Origin of the sequence: Pseudomonas sp. Tri1, from assembly GCF_017968885.1 — a bacterium.
Lineage (GTDB): Bacteria > Pseudomonadota > Gammaproteobacteria > Pseudomonadales > Pseudomonadaceae > Aquipseudomonas.
The window spans coordinates 5,219,507-5,242,586 of sequence record NZ_CP072913.1 but is presented as its reverse complement, the minus strand read 5'-3'; the positions used below and the strand labels follow the sequence as shown (position 1 = coordinate 5,242,586).

Sequence of the window (23,080 nt, the reverse complement as noted above, 5' to 3'; positions counted from 1 at the left end):
AAGGATGTCCTTTTGGAAGGCTTCTCGATCTGACGGTATAGCCCGGCTGCACGAGACTTGCCCAAGGCGTACTGGAACACAGCCCAGCTGCCTGACCGTTTTTTAGACGGCTTTCATCAAAGGAGTCATAAATTGAGCGTTGAAGCTGCCAAGCATGCCCGAGAATTACTGCTCAAGGAATACCGTGGAATGCTCTCCACCCATTCCAAGTCCATGCCCGGGTTCCCGTTCGGTTCCGTAGTGCCATATTGCTTGGACGCCCAGGGCCGGCCTTTGATCCTGATCAGCCGCATTGCCCAGCACACCCACAATCTGCAAAAAGACCCCAAGTGCTCGATGTTGGTGGGTGAGCGGGGCGCTGAAGACGTGCAGGCCGTCGGGCGCCTGACCTATTTGGCCGAGGCCCGGAAACTGAACGACAGCGCCGCCATCGACGCTGCCGCTGAGCGTTACTACCGCTATTTCCCTGATTCGCAGAACTATCACAAGGCCCATGATTTCGATTTCTGGGTGCTCGATCCGGTGCGCCATCGTTACATCGGCGGCTTCGGCGCCATTCACTGGATCGACCAGATCACCCTGGCCAACCCCTTCGCTGGCAAGGCCGAGGCGAGCATGGTCGAGCACATGAACGCCGATCATGCCAAGGCCATCGCCCATTACGTGGAGTTGGCCGGGCTGCCGAAAACCGAAGCGGCGCAACTGGTGGGCATCGACAGTGAAGGCATGCACCTGCGCATCGGCCAGGGCCTGCATTGGCTGGCGTTTCAAGAGACTTGCAACACGCCGACACAAGTTCGCGAAGCCTTGGTTTATCTGGCTCACGCCGAGCAATGGCCGAAAAATACAGTGGCCGACGCTTGAATTCACGAAAGGGCGACGTCATTTAAGGCCTACTAGCAAGGCATTCTTGCGTTGAGGAACCATTTGATGCGCCCTTTTTTGTTGCTCTTTCTGCTGTTCCCGGTGTTGGAGCTGTTCGTATTCGTCAAGGTCAGCGGTGCGATCGGGTTTTTCCCGGCGCTGTTGCTGGTCATTCTCGGCTCGATGCTCGGCGTGTTCGTGCTGCGTATCGCCGGCCTCGCCACGGCATTGCGTGCCCGTGAAAGCTTGAACCGAGGCGAGCTGCCTGCCCAGACCATGCTTGAAGGCCTGATGCTAGCCCTGGGTGGCGGTCTGTTGATCCTGCCTGGCTTCATCAGCGACGTGCTGGGCCTGGTCATGCTGTTGCCATTCACCCGTCGGATGCTGGCCAATAAAATGCGCCAGCGCGCCGAAGAGCAGGCGATGCGCCAGCGGGCCTTTGCCGACGACCTGCAGCCCCGTGGCGGGCCAGCTCCGCGCGAACCTCTGGGCCGCGAGCCCAACGTGATCGAAGGCGAATTCGAACACCGCGACCCTCGGTAAAAACCAGCGACACGGCACCTTCTGGTGCCGTGTTCGTTTTTGGCTGCGTGAAGTAAAAAATTTCATACCCGGCCCTTGTAATCGGCTTGTCCGCCCTTATGTATGGGTCACCGCAAGGTTTCCGGTGGCAACACCGGACAGACTTCTGCGGTTCGCTTGACGAACCGCACCCGGCACCGCCGGATTCGTTAAACCCGCCGGGACTACACCGGCCGATGAAAACCACAATTAGGAGAGATCGACAATGAAGCTTCGTCCTCTGCATGACCGCGTCGTCGTCCGTCGCAGCGAAGAAGAAAAGAAAACCGCTGGCGGTATCGTCCTGCCAGGTTCGGCTGCTGAGAAGCCAAACCAGGGTGAAGTCCTCGCTGTAGGCCCAGGCAAAGCACTGGAAAACGGTGAAGTACGTGCGCTGTCCGTGAAAGTGGGTGACAAGGTTGTTTTCGGCCCTTACTCCGGTAGCAACACTGTGAAAGTTGATGGCGAAGACCTGCTGGTTATCGGCGAGAGCGAAATCCTCGCTGTTGTCGAAGGCTGATTCCCCGCTCATTTTTCCGCGACTACAAAGTATTTAAGGAATATCGATCATGGCTGCTAAAGAAGTTAAATTCGGCGATTCCGCCCGCAAGAAAATGCTCGCCGGTGTCAACGTCCTGGCTGACGCAGTAAAAGCGACCCTGGGCCCGAAAGGCCGTAACGTGATCATCGAGAAGAGCTTCGGCGCTCCGACCATCACCAAGGACGGCGTTTCCGTAGCCAAAGAAATCGAGCTCAAAGACCGCTTCGAAAACATGGGCGCGCAACTGGTCAAAGACGTTGCCTCCCGTGCCAACGACGACGCTGGCGACGGCACCACCACTGCTACCGTCCTGGCTCAATCGATCGTCAACGAAGGCCTCAAAGCCGTCGCTGCCGGCATGAACCCGATGGACCTCAAGCGCGGCATCGACAAGGCGACCATCGCCATCGTCAAGGAACTCAAAGGTCTGTCCAAGCCTTGCGCTGACACCAAGGCAATCGCTCAGGTCGGCACCATTTCGGCCAACTCCGACAGCTCCATCGGCGACATCATTGCCGAAGCCATGGAAAAAGTTGGTAAAGAAGGCGTGATCACCGTTGAAGAAGGCTCGGGCCTGGAAAACGAACTGTCGGTTGTAGAAGGCATGCAGTTCGACCGTGGCTACCTGTCCCCGTACTTCGTCAACAAGCCAGACACCATGACCGCCGAGCTCGACGGCCCGCTGATCCTGCTGGTCGACAAAAAGATCTCGAACATCCGCGAAATGCTGCCAGTGCTGGAAGCCGTTGCCAAAGCCGGCCGCCCACTGCTGATCGTGGCCGAAGACGTTGAAGGCGAAGCCCTGGCGACCCTGGTTGTGAACAACATGCGCGGCATCGTTAAAGTCGCAGCCGTCAAGGCTCCTGGCTTCGGCGACCGTCGCAAGGCCATGCTGCAGGACATCGCCGTACTGACCGGCGGTACCGTTATCTCCGAAGAGATCGGCCTGAGCCTGGAAAGCACCACCCTGGAGCACCTGGGTAACGCCAAGCGCGTGATCCTGTCCAAGGAAAACACCACCGTGATCGACGGTGCTGGCGTCGAGGCTGATATCCAGGCTCGCGTTACTCAGATCCGCGCCCAAGTGGCCGAGACTTCGTCCGACTACGACCGTGAAAAACTGCAAGAGCGCCTGGCCAAGCTGTCCGGCGGCGTTGCAGTGATCAAGGTTGGCGCCGGTTCCGAAGTTGAAATGAAAGAGAAGAAAGCCCGCGTTGAAGACGCCCTGCACGCTACCCGCGCAGCCGTCGAAGAAGGCGTGGTGCCTGGCGGCGGCGTGGCACTGGTTCGTGCCCTGCAAGCCATCAGCGAACTCAAAGGCGACAACGATGACCAGAACGTCGGCATCCAGTTGCTGCGTCGCGCTGTAGAAGCCCCTCTGCGCCAGATCGTTGCCAACTCCGGCGACGAGCCAAGCGTTGTGGTCGACAAGGTCAAGCAGGGTTCGGGTAACTACGGTTACAACGCTGCTACCGGCGAATACGGCGACATGATCGAAATGGGTATCCTGGACCCAGCCAAAGTGACTCGTTCGGCCCTGCAAGCGGCTTCGTCGATTGCTAGCCTGATGATCACCACCGAGGCGATGATCGCTGAAATCAAGGAAGACGCTCCAGCTGGCGGCGGCATGCCAGACATGGGCGGCATGGGTGGCATGGGCGGCATGATGTAAGCCAGCCTTACCCCTGTAGCGAAAAACCCCGCCTGCGAAAGCAGGCGGGGTTTTTTATTGCCTTGGTTTTTCCCGGCGTTGAGATCGCGCCAATCCCTGTGGGAGCGGGCTTGCTCGCGAAAGCGGCGGGTCAGTCAATCAGGCATCGACTGATACTCCGCTTTCGCGAGCAAGCCTGCTCCTACATTGAGATTTATGCTCAGGCATTGACGGGGTGGGTGACGGCCATACGCTCAGCTGTAAAAGCCGGCCGGTACAGCACGTAGTAATAACACCCCAGGCAAATCAGCCAACAGAACACCGCGGTCCACACGTTGTGGGAAAAGAAATGTGCCCCTTGCATCATCCGCCCCACGGAGAAGACCGTTCCCAAGGTGAGGGCCGATATGAAGGCCAGGCGGGCCAGGCGCGGGCGACGGTCGCGCAACACGAAGAACAGCGCAAACAGCGTGAAGCCGGTGGCGGCGTGACCACCAGGCCAGCAACGACCGGGTTTGTCGGTGGCCGGACGCGGGCTCAGCAACTCACTGTAGGTTTCCTTGCCGCCGAACTCTTTCAAACTCCAGGGGCATTGCACCGCCGTCACCGCTTTCATCGGCGTGACGAAGGATGTCGCCAGGGCCAGGGACAGCACCAGGCAACCCAGTTCGCGTTTGAACGGTTTGAGGCCGGTGATGAAAAACGAGCTGATGAACCCCAGGATCGCCAGCACCGAAAAGGCGATGACGACTTGTTTTGCCCGGTCATGGAGGATGTTTTCCAGAAAGTAGCTGTGGCGCCCGATAAAGCCGCTGGCGGCCGGGTCATAGAACAATCGGGCCAAATACATGTCCAGGTCGGTCCACTCCAACAAAACCAGGGTGATTGCCGCAACGGCGGGAATGGCGAGGCACAACCAGAAGTTCAGCGGGCGGGGAGTGGGGCGTATAACGCTTGATGGCATGACAGATCCTGAACCAAGAAAGCGCCCCAGGGCATCAGCCTGGGGCAGTTCGATTAACGTTCGCTGACTTGCTCGACACCCTCCTTGGGTGTTCTCCAGCCAAGCAGCTGTTGCTTGAAGCCATAACTGGCGGTTTGGTAATACGTGATGGCGCGGCTGACCAGAGGGTCTTCGCTGTTCGCCCGGGATTCGCGACTTTCGGTCAGCGCATCGTCGTGCCGTCGCAGGCCCTGGCGTGGACTGAGGATTGCCAGATCCTTGCCGTCGAACAGACCCAGATGCTGATAATTGCCTACGACGACGCGAGGCGGCAACGGGTTTTCCTGTAGCAGGTTGCGACCGAAGAACGTCGACTGGTAATCCATGTTCAGCAAACCGAGCAAGGTTGGGGCGAGATCGATCTGGCTGGCCAGTTGGCCGCTTTCCCGCGGCTCGATCAGCTTCGGTGCGTAGATGAACAGAGGGATCTGATAATTGCTGATCGGCAGGTCTTCCTTACCGGCGCTGCCGGCGGTGTGGTCGGCCACGAAAACGAAGATCGTGTTATCGAACCACGGTTTTTGCCGTGCCTGCTCCAGAAACTGACCAATGGCGTAATCGGTGTATTTGACTGCCCCATCACGACCGTTGCCGGACTTGATGTCGATCCGATTGTCCGGATAGGTGTAGGGACGGTGGTTGGACGTGGTCATCAACTGCAATAGAAATGGCTGCTGCCTGGCGTAATTGGCATCGGCCAGTTTCAACGTCTGTGTGTACAGATCCTCGTCGGCCATGCCCCATGCATTCTTGAAGTGGATGTCGGATTCATCGACGCTGCTTTGATCGACGACCCGATAGCCATTGCCGCTGAAAAACGCGTTCATGTTATCGAAGTAACCGCGCCCGCCATACACGAATACGCTGTCGTAGCCGACTGCGTTCAATTGCTGGCCAAGGCTGGCGAAGCCGCTTTCTCGGCCAATGCGCTTGACGATCGAGCGTCCTGGGGTCGGTGGAATAGCCAGGGTGATGGCTTCCAGGCCTCGGTCGGTGCGGGTGCCTGTGGCGTAGAAATTATTGAAATACAGGCTCTGTTGGCGCAAGGCGTCCAGGTTGGGCGTCAAGTTGCGTTGGTCACCATTGCTGCCCAGGTATTTGGCGCTGAGGCTTTCGATGGTCACCAGCACGATGTTCGGTTTACGAGCGGTGCCGGGGTTGTCGATCATTCGGCGGATATCTTGCGGATCCTCGCCGATGAAGCGCGTATTGGGCTCGCTCAATTCGGCACGTATCTGCTGGGCAACGGTCGCTGGGGCCAGGCTGCTGTAGAACTGCCCATAGTCCAGCTCGTTATTGCGAAACGCCGCAAAGAACTGATACGGGCCGTTGCTCGCCAGTTCGTTCCGATAGGCATTGCCGCCCTGAGCGCGTGGCGCATCCTGACTGAGCAATTGTAAGCTCAGGCCTGTGATAGCCAGCAGGCCTAATGCACTGAACAGGCGTCCGCGCAAGGGAGGCAATGGCGCGGCCAGCGCGGCATTGAATGGTTTGCCCAAAGCCAGGCTCGAGCCCGCGGCCAGTACCGCGAGAATCGTCAGCAGGGTGCCGATTGGGTATGACTCCAGCACGTTGTTCAGCACTTCATCGGAATAGACCAGATAGTCGACAGCGATAAAGTTGAAACGCACGCCGAATTCATCCCAGAACAGCCATTCGGCGACGGCGGTGAACAACATGATGAACACGCTGACTGTCAGCAGCGCCCGAAGAAACCAGCGGTGACCGCGCCGATGCCATAGCGCCGGAGGGCAAAGCAGCAAATACAGCCCCATCGGCAAGATTGCGTAGGCGAGAAACCCCAGGTCATACAGCAGGCCGGTGCCAAACACGGAAAATGCGACGCCGCCAGCCTCATTCAGGTGAGTGAGCAGCAGAACGGTTCGGGTCAGGAGAAATACCACCAGCCAGACGCTGGTGATCAACAGCAGAAAGCGCATGGGCGCTGCTTTGATAAAGTCCATTTACTACTTTCCTTATATATCAATCCGATAGCGCGAGAGTGTCGCCCCTTCACTGTAGTCAGGTCGTGAATCGATAGTGAAAAATCCATTTAAAAGCTGATAAGTGGTCGGCGTCGATTTGCGCAGCGGCCAGCCCTAGCCCTGAATCGGCATTGGCCGTAAGCTGCGCGGGCCAAGATGGCCGTTAACCGTATACGCAGGAGGTGCCCATGCGAATTCTATTGGTTGAAGACAACCGCGACATCCTGGCCAATCTGGCCGATTACCTGGGGCTCAAGGGCTATACCGTCGATTGCGCCCAGGATGGTTTGTCGGGGTTGCACCTGGCCGCTACCGAACACTACGACCTGATCGTGCTCGACATCATGCTGCCGGGCATCGACGGCTACACCCTGTGCAAGCGCCTGCGCGAAGACGCCCGGCTCGATACGCCGGTGATCATGCTCACCGCCCGGGATCAGTTGGACGATCGTCTGCAGGGCTTCAAGTCCGGGGCCGATGATTATCTGATCAAACCCTTTGCGTTGTCGGAATTGGCGGCGCGGATCGAAGCCGTCATGCGTCGGGCCCAAGGTGGTGGCCGGCGGGCCTTGCAGGTTGGCGACCTGAGTTACGACCTCGACACCCTGGAGGTGACCCGTGAAGGCAAGCTGCTCAAGCTCAACCCCGTAGGCCTGAAGCTGCTGGCGGTATTGATGCAGAAAAGCCCCCACGTGTTGCGCCGGGAAATCCTTGAAGAAGCGTTGTGGGGCGACGATTGCCCGGACAGCGACAGCCTGCGCAGCCACGTCCATCAACTGCGTCAGGTGATCGACAAACCGTTCGACAAGCCGTTGTTGCATACCGTGCACGGCGTGGGTTATCGCCTGGCCGAGGGCCGTGATGGAGTTTAAGCAGAGCCTTGCCCAACGGATCATCATCGCCTTTGCGCTAATGAGCGCGTTGGTGGCCGGGGCATTTGCCATGGGCATCGTGGCGACGGTCCACCTGGTGGAAGAAAAACTGATTTCCGCCGGGCTTGGGGGCGACCTGCAACGCTTGCTATTGATGGACAGCGTCTCGGACTGGAACCATCGTCCGGAGCCCGACCAGTTGTTTTATTTCAGTGGCGGCCCGGGAGACTTCGAGTTACCCAAGGATCTACGGCATCTGGAGCGTGGCTTCCACGAGGTGTTTCGCGAACAACTGTCGTATCACGCCATGGTCGAGATCGTGGACGGTCGGCACTACGTGCTGTTGCAAGACCAGAGCGACTTCGAGGAGCGTGAGCGGGTGCTGTTTGCCGTGGTGCTGGTGGGCTTCGTGCTCAGCCTGGCACTGGCGGTATTTCTGGGGTGGATCCTGGCACGCCGGGTGATGGCCCCCGTGGTTCGCCTGGCTCGGCAAGTACGACATCGCGACCAGCTCCTCGGGCTTGCCCCTCCGCTGGCTCCGGATTACGCCGCCGATGAAGTGGGTGAACTGGCCGTGGCGTTCGACGCGACACTGGGGCGGTTGCGCCAGGCCCTGACCCGCGAACGCTTGTTTACCAGCGACGTGAGCCACGAATTGCGCACGCCGTTGATGATCCTGGCGACCTCTTGCGAACTGCTGCTGGAAAACCCGGCCCTGGATCAGCGTGGCCGCACCCAGGTCGAGCGCATTAACCGGGCCAGTGAAGAGATGCGCGAGCTGGTGCAAACCTTCCTGATGCTCGCCAGGGCCCAGCGCGAAGACAACGGCATGTCGCCTCGACTGACCCTGGAACAGGTGGCCGAGAACCTCCTCGGAGTGTGGCGCAGCCCCATCGAATCCAAAGGCTTGACGCTGATCTTCGAACCGGGACAAACCCTCGATACCCTGTATAACGCCACCTTCCTGACTGCCGTCATGGGCAACCTGCTGCGAAATGCCTTGCACTACACCGACCAGGGCTTCATCCGTCTTTCGTTGACTGCCACCGGGTTCGTGGTCGAGGACAGCGGTGTGGGCATCCCGGAGGAGAAGCGCGAAGCGATGTTCGAGCCATTCGTGCGCGGCAACGAAAAGCGCGGTGAGGGCCTGGGATTGGGGCTGTCACTGGTGCAACGGATTTGCGAGAACCAGGGCTGGACGGTGAGTCTCAGCACGATGGAACCCAACGGTTGCCATTTCGAGGTGGAGTTGAATCCGAAGGCGTGATCGCCAGGGTTGGAAAAATCTTGTAAAGATTCGGTCATTTACATGACAAAGTTTTCACAAAGTGATGACCTGACCCTGACATATCAATTCATAAGGTGGGGCTATTCAGACATGGAGGCCCCCATCAATGCCCGATCCCATCAAGCTCGATTTTTCCGAGAAGTACGACGAGCAGCATGCCCAAAGATATTTTCATAAGCATCGAGGCAGCTTGAGTCGCCGCCTTTCCAATCAACGAGACCAGCAACTGGCCCGCCGCGCATTAGCCCTTGTGGGCGACCCCGGCCTGGTGTTGGACCTGCCATGCGGTGCGGGGCGATTCTGGCCCTTGTTGGCCGAAAAGCCGAATCGGGTCATCATCGGCGCGGACAATTCCGAAGCCATGCTCAAGACCGCAATGGAGTCTCAGCCGGCCGATGTCGTGAAACGGGTACAACCCTTGCACACTTCTGCGTTCGACATTGCCTTGCCTGATAGCGCCGTCGACAGCATTTTTTGCATGCGCCTGTTGCACCACATTGGTGAACCCGAGCATCGACTGGCGATTCTTAGGGAGTTCGAACGCGTTACCCGTGATAGCGTGATCGTTTCATTGTGGGTCGATGGCAATTTCAAGGCCTGGAAACGCAAACGCCAAGAACGTACTCGTGGGCAAAAAGGCTACCAGAATCGCTTTGTGTTACCGGTTGCTACAGTAGAGGAAGAGTTTCGACAGGCAGGGTTTCGTATTCAGGAACGACTGGACTTTCTACCGCTCTATGCCATGTGGCGAGTTTACGTATTACGCAAGAGGTAAAGGCATGGGTGTACAGGCAGCAGGGACATCAACGATTCTCCTCGACGACTTCGAACATTTCTGGAGTCAGCAGGGGGAGTGGGTGGAAGAGCCCAATGTGCGTCGCGGCGGTGAAAGCGGTGTGCAACGAATCAAGGGCAAGGACGGCAAGCTGCTTTATGCCAAGCGTCAGACCGGCCATATCTATCGCAGTTGGCTGCACCCGTTTGGTAGACCCACCGTGCTGCGGGAGCAAGACGCACTCCTGGCGTTGACCCGACTGGGTGTCCGCGTCCCCCAACTCGTTTTCTGTGGCGCCCAGCGGGACCCGGTTCACAAGTGGCGCGCGCTGCTGGTGACCCAGGCGCTGGAAGGTTTTGAAGAGATCGAGCACTGGTATGCCGCAGGTGGCCGTGAGCGCCATGGCGAAGCAGTGCATGATCAAATCCTCCTGGCGCTGGCGGAAAACCTGGCCCGCATGCACAAGGGCCGTTGGCAACATGGCTGTATCTACATCAAGCACGTCTTTGTGCGCGTGACCGGAGAAGGTGAGGCGGCCAAGGCCGAAGTGGCTTTGCTCGATTTTGAGAAGTGCCGCCAGCGCCTGACCGCCCGGCGTGCGGCTTCCCATGACATGAAGCAGTTGCGGCGCCATTCGTCGTTCAGCGACGCTGACTGGAAAAAACTCGTCTACCTTTACGAGGCGGCGTTTGGCAGCGCTATCAAAGGTTTATAGCGATGAAATTAGAAATTGCTAGAGGTTTGTTTTTAGTAGGGGCCCTGGCAGTTGCATCGATGGCGGTGGCTGTATGGGAGCAGCCACGTTCGCAGATCCTCAGCGCTTCCACCGTTGACGCTCATTGCCCTTTGCCAAGGGTGGCCAAGGCCAGCGAGGCGATCCGACCGGACAACGATCTGCTGCTGTTCATGTTCAGTCTTTCCCAGGGGATGAGGCCGCAGAGTTGAGCATCACGAAACCTGGATAAAGGCCTCGCATATGCGAGGCCTTTGTTTTTTAACGACAGAAATCCCCTCGCCACAGAAGCCCCACAATCTCTCCAACAGCCTCAGGGTTGGTCCGGCTTGGCCAGCAGGGTATAGACGCAGGGCAGCACGAACAGCGTGAACAAGGTCCCAATCGACATCCCGGTGGCGATTACCGTACCGATGTCGAAACGGCTCACCGCGCCGGCACCGGTGGCCAGGATCAACGGCACCATGCCAAACACCATCGCCGCGGTGGTCATCAGCACCGGCCGCAGGCGAATCGAGGCCGCTTGCTCCACTGCGTCCCTTGGCGTCAGTCCCTGTTCCTTGCGCAACTGGTTGGCGAATTCGACTATCAGGATCCCATGCTTGCTGATCAGGCCGATCAACGTCACCAGCCCCACCTGGGTATAGATGTTCATGCTCGACCAGCCGAGGAACAGCGGAATCAACGCTCCGCAGATGGATAGCGGTACTGTCACCAGAATCACCAGCGGATCCCGGAAGCTTTCGAACTGGGCTGCCAGTACCAGGAAGATAATCGCCAGGGCCAGGGCAAAGGTCACCCATAGTGCACTGCCTTCCTGTACGAACTGCCGCGAAGCCCCCGCGTAATCGAAGGCGAACCCGGTCGGTGCTTCTTCCCGGGCGATCTGGCGAACCGTCTCGATCGCCTCGCCCATGCTCACGATGGGAAAGCCCGAAATCGTGACTGCGTTGAGCTGCTGGAACTGGTTCAGTTGTCGTGGTCGCGCTCGGTCGCTGACCTTGACCAGGGTCGAAAGCGGTAGCAGTTCGCCCTGGGTATTTTTCACGTAGTAATTATTCAACCAGCCCGGGCTATCCCGAAATGGTCGTTCGACCTGGGCGATGACCTTGTAGCTGCGCCCCTCGATGGTGAAGCGATTGATTTCGGCCTCACCCAGCAGGGTTGCCAGGGTGCCGCCCAGGTCCTGCATCGAAACCCCCATCTGGGCTGCCTTGGCGCGATCGATGTCGACCACTACCTCGGGTTTGTCGAACGCCAGGTCTATGTCCATGAAGGCGAACTTGCCGGATTCCATGGCGCGTTTTTTTACGCGTTCGGCAATCTGCAGCAGTGTGGTGTAGTCCTTCGGCGAGTTGATGACGAAGGCGAATGGCAGGCCCTCGCCAGTGCCCGGCAGGGAGGGCAGGTTGAAGCCGAAAATCTGCAAGCCGGGAATGCTCTCCAGCTTGGCCTGGACTTCAGGCAGGATTTCCATCTGGGTGCGGCTGCGTTCGTTCCAGGGCTTGAGCAGGAAGCCGCCGATGCCCGATTGCACACCGTTGTAGCCGTTGATCTGGAACGAGGAATAGTACTCGGGGAATTCCTTGAAGATCGTGATGAAGTGATCGGTGTAGGCGTTGAGGTAGTCAAGGTTGGTCGTCTTCGGCGCATTGGCCATCATGAAAATGATGCCTTGATCCTCGTCGGGCGCCAGTTCGGACTTGGTGAACATGATCAGCACCGGAATCAGCAGCAGTACGATTGCGGCGAATACCAGCACCACCGGCCGGGCATTGAGCGTGCCGTGAAGCAGGCGCTGATAGCGACTCTTCAAGCGTTCGAAGACCGTATCCAGCCGATGGGCCAGCCCCGAAGGGTTCTCATCATGACGCAGCAGCAGGGCGCACATCATGGGGGATAGGGTCAGGGCGACGATTCCGGAAATCACCACCGCGCCGGCCAGGGTCAAGGCGAACTCCTTGAACAACGCCCCGGTCAACCCTTCGAGCAGGCCAATCGGCGCGTAGACTGCCGCCAGTGTGATGGTCATCGAGACCACCGGCATGGCGATTTCCCGAGCACCTTCTATCGCGGCGTCGAACGGGTTTTTGCCTTCCTCGATGTGCCGGTGAATGTTTTCCACCACCACGATGGCATCGTCCACCACCAGGCCGATGGCCAATACCATGGCCAGCAGTGTCAGGAGGTTCATCGAGTAACCCATCAACTGCATGAAGAACATCACGCCGATCATCGACAGGGGGATGGTCACCACGGGGATGACCACCGAACGCAGGGCACCGAGGAACAGGAACACCACGACGACGACGATCAGCACTGCCTCGAACAGGGTTTTTACTACTTCGTCGATGGACGCCTGGATGAACAGGGTGGCGTCGTAGGCGATCTCGGCCTTGAGATTGGTGGGCAGTTGGGCCTCCAGCTCCGGCATGATCTTGCGCACTTCCTTGATCACATCCAGCGGGTTCGCGCCGGGTGTGGCCTTGATCCCGATGTACACCGAGGGCGTGCCGCCGAAGGAACTGATGGTGTCGTAGTTCTCGGCGCCCATTTCCACCCGGGCCACATCCCGCAGCAACACGCGGCTGTCACCGTCGGTCTTGAGCGGAATCGCGGCAAAGGCCTCGGCAGACTTGAGTTCGGTGTTGGCGTTGATGCTGGTGACCACGTACTCGCCTTTCACCTCGCCGGCCGCCGAGAGGAAGTTGTAATGGCGCACGGCATTGGTCACGTCAGCGGCAGTCAGGCCGAAACCGGCGAGCTTGACCGGGTCCAGCCACAGGCGCATGGCGAAGACCTGGTTGCCGAGGATTTCCGCTTCGGCCATGCCCGGCAACGTCGCCAGTTTGGGCTGGATCACCCGTGACAGGTAGTCGGTGATCTGCGGGTTGTTCAGTTCCTTGCTGAAAAAACTGATGTACATCAGCGCCGAAGCATCGGCGGCCTCGCGGCTGAGGACCGGGTCCTCGGCGTCCTGGGGCAGTTGGTTCTTGACCTCGTTGGCCTTGGCCAGCAGTTCGGTAAAGAGTCGGTCGCTGTTGGAGCCGATACGGGCATAAACCGATATCACCGAGAAATTCTGGCGACTGACCGAGGTCATGTAGTCGATGCCCTCGGCGCTGGCCAGGCTCTGTTGCATCGGTTGGGTGATGTAGCCCTGGATGGTCTCGGCGTTGGCCCCGGGGTAAGCGGTGGTCACCGTGATCAGGGCGTTTTCCATCTGCGGATACTGTCGCAGGGGCAGCTTGCTCCAGGCCTGGAAGCCCAGGAGCACGATCAGCAGGCTGACCACGGTGGCGAGCACCGGACGGCGGATGAACGGATCGGTAAAAGCCATGGGGGTTCCTTGATCAGTCCGCGCGCGGCGGGCTGTTCTGTTCGGTCAGGGTCTTGTCGTCGCTGATGGCGATGGGCGTACCGTTGTCGAGCTTGATCTGGCCGGCGATCACCACCTGTTCGCCGCTCTTCACACCCTTGGAAACCAGTACCTGCCCGTCGCGTCGCTCGCCGGTTTCGACGGAGCGCCGTTCGGCGATCAGGATCGGCTGGCCCTTGTCGTCTTTCTCGATACTGCCGTCGGCGGCTTTTTTCTGCGTCACCACGTACATGGAGTTGCCATAGAGGGTGTAGGTCACCGCGCTTTCCGGCACGACAATGGCGGCAGTCACGTCCGGCAGGATCACCTGCAGGTTGGCGAACATGCCGGGCAACAGTTTGCCGTCTGGGTTGGCCAGGGTGGCGCGCACCAGCACGTTGCGAGTGCTGTCCTCGACCTTGGGGTTGATCGCACTGATGGTGCCGACGAAGTTCTGCCCGGGATAGGCCGAGACGCTGACGTCGACCGGCTGGGCAACCGCGAGCCTGGGCACGGTTTGCTCGGGAACGTAGAAATCCACATAAAGGCTGCTGAGGTCCTGCAGGGTGGCGATCACCGTGCCGCTGGCCAGGTAGTCGCCGACGTCCACCTGGCGAATGCCGATGGTGCCGCTGAACGGTACCAGGATCTGTTTCTTGGCCAGGGAAGCCTTGAGCTGATTGACCGTGGCCTGGTTCTTTTTCAGTTGCGCCGAGAGCCGGTCGAACTCGCCCTTGGAGATCGCCTGGCTGCCCACCAGTTGTCGGCCGCGACCGAAGTCCAGTTGTGACAGGTCAAGGTCGGCCTCGGCGGTTTCCAGCAGGGCTCTTTCGACGTCACTGTCCAGTTGCAGGAGCGGCTGGCCAGCCTTGACCTTCTGTCCGGACTGGAACTGCACCTTTTGCACCGTCCCGGCAATTTCCAGGCTCAGGTCCACGCCTTGCAATGCCTTGAGGCTGCCAACGGTGGGCAGGCGTGCTTGCCAGGGCTGCTCGACGGCTGTGGCCACGGCGACGCTGACGGGTGGTTTCGGTACGGAAAACATCTGGATCTGCTGGTAAATGGAGAAGGCCTTGTAGCCGGCGAGCAACAGCACCACCAGCAGGACAACACCCAACATGATCAGCATGCGGCGTCGCAGCATGTTCCACTTCCTTGGAAAAGAGCTGAGAGAAAATACAGATAGGCGGGCACATTACTCCGAGTGTGCGGGCTATTCCAGATCCTGCAGGGCCGGTGGAGTGTGGGACTTTTCCGAAAAACCAGGGAGCTCGGCGCCGAGAGGCTTCGCTCCCTTGCTCAGGCCAGATGCAAATGGTTGTCCCAGAGCCCTGCTGGTAGATCCAGCGGCTTTGCAACCAGTTGTGTCTGCCGACAATCGTAATAGCGGCACCGCCCTTGGCCCGACGTCACGACGAAACCGTCGGCCACCGCGCCCACGCCGGCACAATCTGGCAGAGGCGCATCCAGGCGCACTTCGCCGCTGTCCAGGTCCCAGATGAAGAAGCGGTTGCCGCGCGGAGCGGTCAGGGCCACCAGGCGCAGGTCGCTGTGCACGGCGACGCTGGCTGTGTAGTGCCCCATGGCTTGCAATTGCTGCTCGGGCACCGCAAACGCTTGGAACGGTTGGCCTGGCCGCTTGATCGCCAGCAGCTCCGAGGGCTCGTGGGCAGGGCCCATGAACTGCTGGCCCGAAACGATGGTACCGTCGCTGGCGATACCCAGGTGACGCACGCTGTTCATTGACTGGGCGAGGGTTTCCTTGCTCAGCAAGGTGCCATCGCGTTGCATCAGCACCAGGCTCGGCTCCATGGCGTCGAGGTTCATTTCGACCCGGCTTTCGGCCTCGGTGCGAATGCCGCCATTGGCCACCACCAGCGTCTCGCCGTCAGGCATCCAGGACACCTGGTGCGGGCCGATGCCGTGGGTGGAAATCTCACCGCTGTGCACCAGCCGCTCGCCTTCGAAACGGTACACGCCCAACAGGCCGCGGCCTGGGTCGGTGGTGTCGTTCTCGGTGGCGTACAGCCATTCGCCACCTTTATGGATGACCGCGTGGCCGTAGAAATGCCGGTTCGGTAACGAGCTGATGGTTTGCAGCAGCGCACCGTCGCGCAGGTCGATCAGGTAGCTTTCGGTACCTGGACGACGAGCGACGAACAGCGCAACCGGCAACGTCGGGTGGTTGATGATGTCATGGCAACGCTGGCCGACCTGGGTGGCGAACACCCGGCTACCGTCCAGCCGATAGCCCACGGCGTAGTGCTTGCCGTCGCCATCGTCCCGTGCCGAAAGCAGGAGCGGACTCTTGTCCTTTTGCTTGAACAGCGTCCAGCCGCCCAGGGTAACGGCGCCGAGCAGCAAGCTGCCCAATGCCAGGGCCTGACGTCGAAACATGATCAGTCACCGTCGTTGGCGTTGAAGCCCAGTTGAATGCCCAGCGCCTTGGCCAGTTCGCCTTCGTGCAGGCGATGGACGACGTTGAGGCTGTCATACAGATCGTTGAGTTGCTGGCGCCCGGCGTCGTCGTTGAGCATTTCGGTCAGCGTGCGCTGGCTGCTGGCGAACAACTTCAAGGATGCCTCGTAGGCTGCATCGATTTTGTCAGCCAATGGTTTCTGGTCGTTGGGCAACAGGCCGCGCAGGCCTTTGTTGTCCACGCCCACCCAGACGGTCCTGGCCGCGCTCAGGCTGGCCTCCAGGCCTTGCAGCGACGACTGGCTGCGCCAGGCATCGGCCTGGAACGGTTGCGGCACGCCCTTGCTCTGGCGGCCCATCGGCGTACCAAGTTTTTTCTTCAAGGTGTCGAGGGCGGTGACCTGGACCCGCAGCAGATCGGCGATGGCTTCGTGAGAATCAGCGTAGCGCTGGTTCGGGAACTTGCTCATCTGGGCGAGCATGCCGTCGTTGGTGTTCCAGCGCGACAGGATCTCTTCGGCCAGTTGTTTCTGGCGTTCACCGATGGCGGTCAGCAGCGGGCAGTATTTGGCTTTCTGCGCACTGTCGGCCATGTCGATCTTGGCGTCGAACAGCAGGTACTCGTAGGCCGAAAGACCTTGGACCACGACGCTGGACTTGGCCAGGCCGGCGGCGTCGATCTGCGGCTCGCTGTTGACCAGTTGTTCGACCTGACGGCCCACGAGGTTTTTCTTGTCCGGCCAGAACTGCACCTGCCAGGCACGGTTGCCCTCGGCCAGTGGACCGATCAGCAGCGGTTGCAACTCGGCCCAGGCTTTTTGTGCCTTGAGGAAATCGGCGCGGGCAGTCTCCAGGTTTTCCTTGCCTTGGCAGAATGCCAGGGCGCTGCTCGCCAGTTGCCGGTCGGCATCGACCCAGCGGCTGTAGGTCGGCAGGATCACTTGCTTGGCGATAGCCGCGGAGGTGATCGCTTGCGGGTCTTGGGGCGAACAGGCTCCGAGGGCGAGGGCGGCGAGGCTGGTGAACAACAGCTTGGGACGGAACATGTCGGGCTCCCGGTTCTGGAAAGTGCGTTTAAAGGGAATTGAGGAACGCCAGTAGCGCGGCACGCTGCTGGGCATTGAACGATAAAACCTGGCGCTGCGCCGCTTGCGCTTCACCGCCATGCCACAGCACGGCTTCGAGCAGGTTGCGGGCGCGACCGTCATGCAGGAACTGGGTGTGGCCATTGACGGTTTCGGTCAGGCCGATGCCCCACAGCGGCGGGGTTCGCCAGTCACGGCCGCTGGCCTTGAATTCGCTGCGGTTGTCGGCCAGGCCTTCACCCATGTCGTGCAACAGCAGGTCGGTGTAAGGGCGGATGACCTGGTTCGCCAGCTCCGGTTCGGCAGCGTTGGCGGAGGTGGTGTATTTCGGTGTGTGGCAGGACTGGCAACCGGCCTGGAAAAACAGATTCTTGCCGGCCAGCACCTGGGGCGAGTTCACTTCGCGACGGGCCGGCACCGCGAGATTGCGGCTGTAGAACAGCACCAGACGCAGGATGTTGTCGCTGACTTCCGGCTCACCGTCCGAGCCGTTGCCGCTGGGCGCGCGCTTGCAGTCGACTTGGGTCTCGGTGCAGTCGTCGAACGGCCGCAGGCTGGTGGTCAGGCCCATGTCGCCGGAGAAGGCGTGGACGTTCTGCTGATTAAGATTGGGTTGCCCGGCCTTCCAGCCGAACCGTCCCAGGACGGTTTTTTGCTGGGCATCGTCCCAGACCTGATTGGGGCGGCCGGCGATGCCGTTTTTCTCCCGCGCCTGAGCCTCGGCGTTCGCCAGGATGGCTTCGTCAGGGATGGCCTCCAGCAGCCCGAGGCCGATCATTGGCGGGGCGACGCGGGCGGAAAAGCGCGTGTCGGGGTGCATCGGCCCATAGGCCAGTTGGCTGATCTGCAGGTTCGGCTTGCGCAGTTCCACGACAGTCCCGTCCTTGAAACGCACGGGGACGGGGTTGTAGTCGACCCGCACCTTGCCTTCGGGGGCTACGCCCGGGATGGACATATCCTGCAATTGCCCGCCGTAAACCGGTTCCGGCACGACCCCCAGTTGTTCGATGACCTTGGCATAGGGCGGCGCATCGGGGATCGACAGGCGCACCAGCATCGACACTGCGCTGCTTGCGTCTGGGGCCGGCGGATGACCGCGACCATCCTTGATGTGACAGTTCTGGCAGGCATTGGTGTTGAACAAGGGGCCGAGGCCGTCCCGGGCCGTGGTAGTCGAGGGAGCGATCACCCAGGGGCTGCGGAAGAAGCTGTTGCCGACACTGAAGTCCACGCGCCGCGACGGTGGCAGGTTGGCCGAAGGCAGGGAGAAGGCGTTCTGATCGGTCTTGCGTACCGTCGCGGTGCCACCGGACCGGGCTTCGCCGGGTTCGGCCTGGGTAAAACGCGGGGCATCATCGCAGGCACTCAGGCCCAGGGCCATGAACAGAGCGCATAAACGAAGAGGCAACGACGGCATCGGGCATCCTGGAAGATGAGTGAAACGAGGGCGCAAAGTCTAACAGGACGGGGCAGTTTGAATAAGAGGAATTATCGTTTAGTTTGATGAAGGCTGCTTTGATATGAGAGAGGAAAATGTGGCTCACTCAAGGGTGGTTTGATCCCATTGTGGCGAGGGAATTTATCCCCGTGGGGCCGCGCAGCGACCCCCTGGTTTATCTGCTACACCGCGGTGACAGACACATTTGGAGGCGCTGCGCACCCTAGCGGGATAAATCCCCTCGCCACAGATAGATCCTCTGCCACTGTTTGGTTTTCTTCCGCCGCGGGGTTAAGGCTGGACAACAGCTCCCGGCACCAATGGCAACTCCAAGGTCGCGATGAATCCGCCGCCTGGGTGATTGGCCAGCACCAGCGTGCCGCCATGACGCTCGGCGGCGCGGCGCGTAATGGCAAGGCCCAGGCCATGGCCGGCGGCGGTCTGGCCGGGCGCACGATAGAACGGCTCGCCCAACTGACCCAGGTGCTCGGCCTCTACCCCCGGCCCGTGGTCGCGCACGCTCACCAGAATCCGTTCGCCCTGGCGCACCGCGCGCATCTCGATCGATTGCCCGGTTGGGTTGAACCGCTGGGCGTTGCGCAGAAGGTTATCCACCGCCCGCTCGATCATGGTCGGCCAACCCTTGAGGGTCAGGTTTGGCTCTGCTTCCAGTTGCACACTTTGTTCCGGTGAGGCCAGTTGCGCATCTTTTTGCACTGTGACCAGCAAACCATTGAGGTCCACCTCTTCGGCGCTGGCGTTGTCGGCATCGACCCGGGCCAAGACCAGGATTTCGCTGATCAGCGCTTCCAGGCGATCGCATTCGCGGGTCAGGCGCGGCCAAAGCTTTTCCCGTTCCTCGGGGTTGGCCCGTTCAGCCAATGCCAAGGCGATGCGCAGTCGGGCCAGGGGCGAGCGCAATTCGTGGGACACGTCTCGCAATAGCTGCCGTTGGCTGCCGATCAAGCTCTGCAGGCGTGCGCCCATGCGGTTGAAGTCGGTGGCCAGTACGCCGAACTCATCCCGGCGATTGGCCAGTTTGGCCAGGCTGTTCTGCTGGTAGGTGGCTTGACCCAGGTCATGCACGGCGCCACGCAGGCGGCTCAGCGGGCGGGTGATAGAGAGGGTCACCAACAGGCTGAACAAGGTCAACACCACCAGGGCGATCCCCAAGGCACTGAGGGGCCAGAGCAAACTGTCGCGGTGCCAGGCGTCCAATTCGGGATGGGGGATGCGGTAGATGAACAGGTAGGTGTCGCCGGTTTTGGCGCTGGTGAATTCATCGGTCAGGCGCCGCCAGGGCAGGCGTCGGTCGTCATTGTTCTGCCGCGCCTCGAAGGCCGCGGCGCGGCGGGGGAAGGTGCCACGCACCACCGGGTCGCCGCTCTCGTTGAGCACCTGGACGTCGATGTGATACTGGCGCTTGCGCTGTTGCAGGATCTCCTGCGCCGCGTCTTCGCCCTGGCTTTCGTAGGTTTGCGTCCACTCTTCGGGCAGGGTGTTGAGGCCCGGATGGCGACTGAGGATCCAGGCGTCCTGGTTGAGCATGTGGCCCATAAGAATCGAAAGCCCTGCTACCAGGGCGATGGCCAGCCAGAAACTGGCCAGGATGCGCCAGAACAATGAACGCACGGTAAATCCTCGAAAACAAAGAAAGCCCAACGGCGGTTGCCGTTGGGCTGGGGGCATCTCAGTGCATTATTGCGCTTTTTGCGGTTGCTGCGCTTTCCAGGCCTTGAACTCGGCCCACTCGGCGCGGCGCTCGGCTTGCTTCTTCTGGATCGCGTCGAACTCTTTTTGCTGTTCAGGCTTGAGCAAACCGCGGATCTGGGCGTCGACTTTCTGGTGACGGGCTTCCATTTCGTCTTTCATGGCTTTCTGATCGGCTGGCGACAATTTGGCCAGGTATTTCTCTACCAGTTCGCGACGTTCATGGCGCTGCTCGCCCATGATCTTGCGGATCTGCTGGCGCTGTTCGCGGCTCAGGTCCAGGTCACTGAGGGGACCTTTGTCATGCATCATGCCGCCGTGGCGCGGGCCCTCCATCGGACCCATCGGGCCTGCATCTCCAGGCATGGCCATGGCGACGGTGGGCAGGGCGGCAGCGAACATCAGAGCGATAAGGGTCTTGCGCATGGGGTATCTCCTTGTCTCATTCCCGGTCAGTTCCGGATGAGTGCAGATTACGGAGATCAAGGTCAGCGGCGGTCAGGGGTGGGTAAAGCTTGGGTAAAGACGATTTGGTGCAGGCCTGACAAAACAGTGTGGGCCAAACACAAAAAGCGTGGCGAGAGGATTACCGTGGCGAGGGGATTTATCCCCCCGCCACAAGTAATCGGTGCCGTGTTCAGAGGCTGTAGTAATAGCCACGGCTGCGCAGGGCCACGATGCGTGGGCGGCCGTCGGGGTGGGGGCCGATTTTCTTGCGCAGGTTGCTGACGTGCATATCGAGGCTGCGATCGTACAGGGTGAGCTTGCGACCCAGGGCGATCTGCGCCAGTTCCTGCTTGTCCAGCGGCTCGCCCGGCTGCTTGAGCAGCGCTTCGAGCAGACGGCTTTCGGATACGGTGAGGGTCTGTTCCTGTTCGTCGATGCTGACCACGCCACGCACCGGGCTGAAGGTCAGGTCACCCAGTTCGATCTGGCTGGACACCGCCGCCGGGTGGCTACGGCGCAACACAGCGCGCAGGCGGGCGGTCAGTTCTCGCGGGTCGCAGGGCTTGGCCAGGTAATCGTCGGCCCCCAGTTCGAGGCCAAGGATGCGGTCCAGCGGTTCGCCACGGGCCGAGAGCATCAGCACCGGCAGCTCCGGGTGATCGTTGCGTAGCTGCTTGAGCAGTTCCAGACCGCTGCCGTCGGGCAGCATTACATCCAACACCACCGCCGCCGGGGCGGTTTCGGCCAGTGCCTTGCGGGCACTCTGGCCGTCGTGGCAGGCGCGGACCTGGAAACCTTCCTGGCCCAGCCAACTGCCAAGGAGCTCACACAGCTCCTGGTCATCATCAATCAGTAACAGCTCGCTCATGACTCACTCAATTTAGCCATTGCCGACGTTGTCTACGTCCACCGCTGGCAAAGATACCGCAGAGCAGGGCCAATAGCGCTACCCCGGCGCCAATGACGAACCATTGCTGTTGATCGGTCAACAGGCGTGGCAGGGGGTTGGCCTGGGCTTCCTTGAGTTGCAGTTTCAAGCGCTGATTCTCCTGGCGCAACCGCGCCAGCAAGGCGCTCTCGCGTTCGCTGTCGGCGCTTTGCAGTTGTTTGCTCAGTTCTTCGCGCTGGCGTTCGCTGTCTTTCAAGCGTTGCTGCAATTCGGCGATCTGGCTGCCGGCGCTCAGGGACAAGGGGGTCGAATGACTGCCCTCGGTGCTCTCCTCGCCATGGGCGGGTGCCCCGATCGCCAACGTGACCCATAACAGGCACAACGGACCTTTGCGCATTGCAACTCCTGAATTCCAATCGAGATTAGACAGGTTGTCGGCCGGCGAGCGAGAAAAATGAGCAACTGAACGCAATGAGCCGCGAAGGCTCATTGCGCGTGGAGGATTACGGCAGGACTTGCTTGAACGGTTTGACCACGACATTGGCATAGACGCCGGCTGCGACGAACGGGTCTGCCTCGGCCCAGGCTTGGGCGGCGACCAGCGAGTCGAACTCGGCCACGATCAGGCTACCGGTAAAGCCAGCGGCGCCCGGGTCATTGCTGTCTACCGCCGGGTGCGGGCCGGCCAGGACGACACGGCCTTCGGCCTTGAGCTGCTGCAGGCGTTCCAGGTGCGCCGGGCGGTTGGCCAGGCGTTTTTCCAGGGAGTTGGCGACGTCGGTGGCAATGATTGCGTAGAGCATGTCAGTCCTCGGTTTTTGGCGTGGTGGAGTCGGCATCATGCAAATGACGGGACAGGTAGATGCCCTGGCCAATCAGGAACAGCAGCGTCATGCCCAGGCTGCCGAAGACCTTGAAGTCCACCCAGTAGTCCTGGAATGTGAATGCGACGAACAGGTTGGCGGCGCCGCAGAACAGGAAGAAGGCGATCCAGGCGATGTTCAGCCGGGTCCAGATCAGGTCTGGCAGGCTTATGGCGTGGCCCATGATGCGCTTGATCAGCAGGCGATCACCGATGAAGTGGCTGCCGATGAAGGCCAGGGCGAACAGCCAGTTGACCACCGGAGCTTTCCATTTAAGGAAGGTTTCGCTATGGAAGGCCAGGGTCAGGCTGCCGAACACAAGGCAGGCGATCAGGGTCAGCCACTGGCTCTTCTCCAGCTTGCGCTGGGACACGAACAGCGCGCCGTAGACCACCAGCGAGCTGATGATCAGCACCGCTGTGGCGCTGTAAATACCGCCTACAGTCAAGGAATGACCGGCGATGTCGACGGCCCGTGGATCAAGTTTGTAGACGATGAAAAACAGCAGGAGCGGGATGAAGTCGATGAATTGTTTCACAGTGGCAGCCAGAAGCAGGATGTGGCGGCATAATAACAAACATCCTTGGCCGCGATAGGGC

Annotated in this window: 22 protein-coding genes; 9 read left to right on the top strand and 13 right to left on the bottom strand. The window is 60.3% G+C overall.

Annotated features, from left to right (window positions below):
- Positions 1-132: 132 nt before the first annotated feature.
- The 4 genes from J9870_RS22700 to groL all read left to right on the top strand — a co-directional run bounded on the left by J9870_RS22700 (position 133) and on the right by groL (position 3,638).
- Positions 133-864 carry a HugZ family protein gene (locus tag J9870_RS22700; RefSeq protein WP_210640291.1) on the top strand — a complete coding sequence of 244 codons (732 nt, stop codon included), beginning with the start codon at positions 133-135 and terminating at the stop codon, positions 862-864.
- 66 nt (positions 865-930) lie between these two features.
- On the top strand, positions 931-1,407 hold the full coding sequence (locus tag J9870_RS22695) for an FxsA family protein (protein WP_210640289.1): 477 nt from the start codon (positions 931-933) through the stop codon (positions 1,405-1,407).
- Between the two features lie 244 nt (positions 1,408-1,651).
- Entirely contained in the window at positions 1,652-1,945 is a 294-nt protein-coding gene (locus J9870_RS22690; protein WP_024619193.1) for a co-chaperone GroES, read from the top strand.
- 49 nt (positions 1,946-1,994) lie between these two features.
- Positions 1,995-3,638, top strand: coding sequence for a chaperonin GroEL (gene groL, locus J9870_RS22685; RefSeq protein WP_109753861.1), 1,644 nt, complete (start codon positions 1,995-1,997; stop codon positions 3,636-3,638).
- A 199-nt stretch (positions 3,639-3,837) separates the two neighbouring features.
- Here the strand turns inward: groL and J9870_RS22680 are convergent, their stop codons facing one another.
- Positions 3,838-4,581 (bottom strand): phosphatase PAP2 family protein, encoded by a 744-nt coding sequence (locus tag J9870_RS22680; RefSeq protein WP_210640287.1) that lies wholly within the window; start codon positions 4,579-4,581, stop codon positions 3,838-3,840.
- Between the two features lie 53 nt (positions 4,582-4,634).
- Complete coding sequence (locus tag J9870_RS22675; protein WP_210640286.1) at positions 4,635-6,584, bottom strand: LTA synthase family protein; 1,950 nt, start codon at positions 6,582-6,584, stop codon at positions 4,635-4,637.
- A gap of 209 nt (positions 6,585-6,793) precedes the next feature.
- Here J9870_RS22675 and colR point away from each other — a divergent pair, with 209 nt between their 5' ends.
- The 5 genes from colR to J9870_RS22650 all read left to right on the top strand — a co-directional run bounded on the left by colR (position 6,794) and on the right by J9870_RS22650 (position 10,485).
- A complete protein-coding gene (colR, locus tag J9870_RS22670) occupies positions 6,794-7,477 on the top strand; it encodes a two-component system response regulator ColR (RefSeq protein ID WP_109753864.1) in 684 nt (227 codons plus the stop codon).
- Positions 7,467-8,744 carry a HAMP domain-containing sensor histidine kinase gene (locus J9870_RS22665; protein ID WP_210640284.1) on the top strand — a complete coding sequence of 426 codons (1,278 nt, stop codon included), beginning with the start codon at positions 7,467-7,469 and terminating at the stop codon, positions 8,742-8,744. Before colR ends, J9870_RS22665 begins: the two co-directional genes overlap by 11 nt.
- 127 nt (positions 8,745-8,871) lie before the next feature.
- A complete protein-coding gene (locus tag J9870_RS22660; RefSeq protein ID WP_210640276.1) occupies positions 8,872-9,540 on the top strand; it encodes a class I SAM-dependent methyltransferase in 669 nt (222 codons plus the stop codon).
- A 4-nt stretch (positions 9,541-9,544) separates the two neighbouring features.
- Positions 9,545-10,255, top strand: coding sequence for a lipopolysaccharide kinase InaA family protein (locus tag J9870_RS22655; protein ID WP_210640274.1), 711 nt, complete (start codon positions 9,545-9,547; stop codon positions 10,253-10,255).
- A gap of 2 nt (positions 10,256-10,257) precedes the next feature.
- A complete protein-coding gene (locus tag J9870_RS22650) occupies positions 10,258-10,485 on the top strand; it encodes a hypothetical protein (RefSeq protein WP_210640272.1) in 228 nt (75 codons plus the stop codon).
- A 101-nt stretch (positions 10,486-10,586) separates the two neighbouring features.
- On the opposite strand, the gene J9870_RS22645 is transcribed toward J9870_RS22650, so the two are convergent.
- From J9870_RS22645 to J9870_RS22595, 11 genes are all read right to left on the bottom strand, one after another.
- Positions 10,587-13,613, bottom strand: coding sequence for a multidrug efflux RND transporter permease subunit (locus tag J9870_RS22645; RefSeq protein ID WP_210640270.1), 3,027 nt, complete (start codon positions 13,611-13,613; stop codon positions 10,587-10,589).
- Positions 13,614-13,626: 13 nt separating this feature from the next.
- Positions 13,627-14,775, bottom strand: a complete 1,149-nt coding sequence (locus tag J9870_RS22640) for an efflux RND transporter periplasmic adaptor subunit (RefSeq protein WP_210640268.1) — start codon at positions 14,773-14,775, stop codon at positions 13,627-13,629.
- A 155-nt stretch (positions 14,776-14,930) separates the two neighbouring features.
- Positions 14,931-16,028, bottom strand: coding sequence for a DUF1513 domain-containing protein (locus J9870_RS22635; protein WP_210640266.1), 1,098 nt, complete (start codon positions 16,026-16,028; stop codon positions 14,931-14,933).
- A gap of 2 nt (positions 16,029-16,030) precedes the next feature.
- On the bottom strand, positions 16,031-17,095 hold the full coding sequence (locus tag J9870_RS22630; protein ID WP_210640264.1) for an imelysin family protein: 1,065 nt from the start codon (positions 17,093-17,095) through the stop codon (positions 16,031-16,033).
- Positions 17,096-17,123: 28 nt separating this feature from the next.
- A complete protein-coding gene (locus J9870_RS22625) occupies positions 17,124-18,515 on the bottom strand; it encodes a di-heme oxidoredictase family protein (RefSeq protein WP_246883158.1) in 1,392 nt (463 codons plus the stop codon).
- Positions 18,516-18,863: 348 nt separating this feature from the next.
- Positions 18,864-20,204 (bottom strand): HAMP domain-containing sensor histidine kinase, encoded by a 1,341-nt coding sequence (locus J9870_RS22620; protein ID WP_210640261.1) that lies wholly within the window; start codon positions 20,202-20,204, stop codon positions 18,864-18,866.
- Between the two features lie 66 nt (positions 20,205-20,270).
- Complete coding sequence (locus tag J9870_RS22615; protein ID WP_210640259.1) at positions 20,271-20,708, bottom strand: Spy/CpxP family protein refolding chaperone; 438 nt, start codon at positions 20,706-20,708, stop codon at positions 20,271-20,273.
- A 211-nt stretch (positions 20,709-20,919) separates the two neighbouring features.
- Entirely contained in the window at positions 20,920-21,597 is a 678-nt protein-coding gene (locus J9870_RS22610; RefSeq protein WP_025215146.1) for a response regulator transcription factor, read from the bottom strand.
- A 7-nt stretch (positions 21,598-21,604) separates the two neighbouring features.
- Positions 21,605-22,015, bottom strand: a complete 411-nt coding sequence (locus tag J9870_RS22605) for a translation initiation factor 2 (protein WP_210640257.1) — start codon at positions 22,013-22,015, stop codon at positions 21,605-21,607.
- Between the two features lie 106 nt (positions 22,016-22,121).
- On the bottom strand, positions 22,122-22,421 hold the full coding sequence (locus J9870_RS22600; RefSeq protein ID WP_210640255.1) for a YciI family protein: 300 nt from the start codon (positions 22,419-22,421) through the stop codon (positions 22,122-22,124).
- Position 22,422: 1 nt separating this feature from the next.
- The gene (locus tag J9870_RS22595) at positions 22,423-23,019 is read right to left on the bottom strand and encodes a septation protein A (RefSeq protein WP_210640253.1); all 597 of its coding nucleotides are present in this window, start codon (positions 23,017-23,019) and stop codon (positions 22,423-22,425) included.
- Between the last annotated feature and the right edge of the window lie 61 nt (positions 23,020-23,080).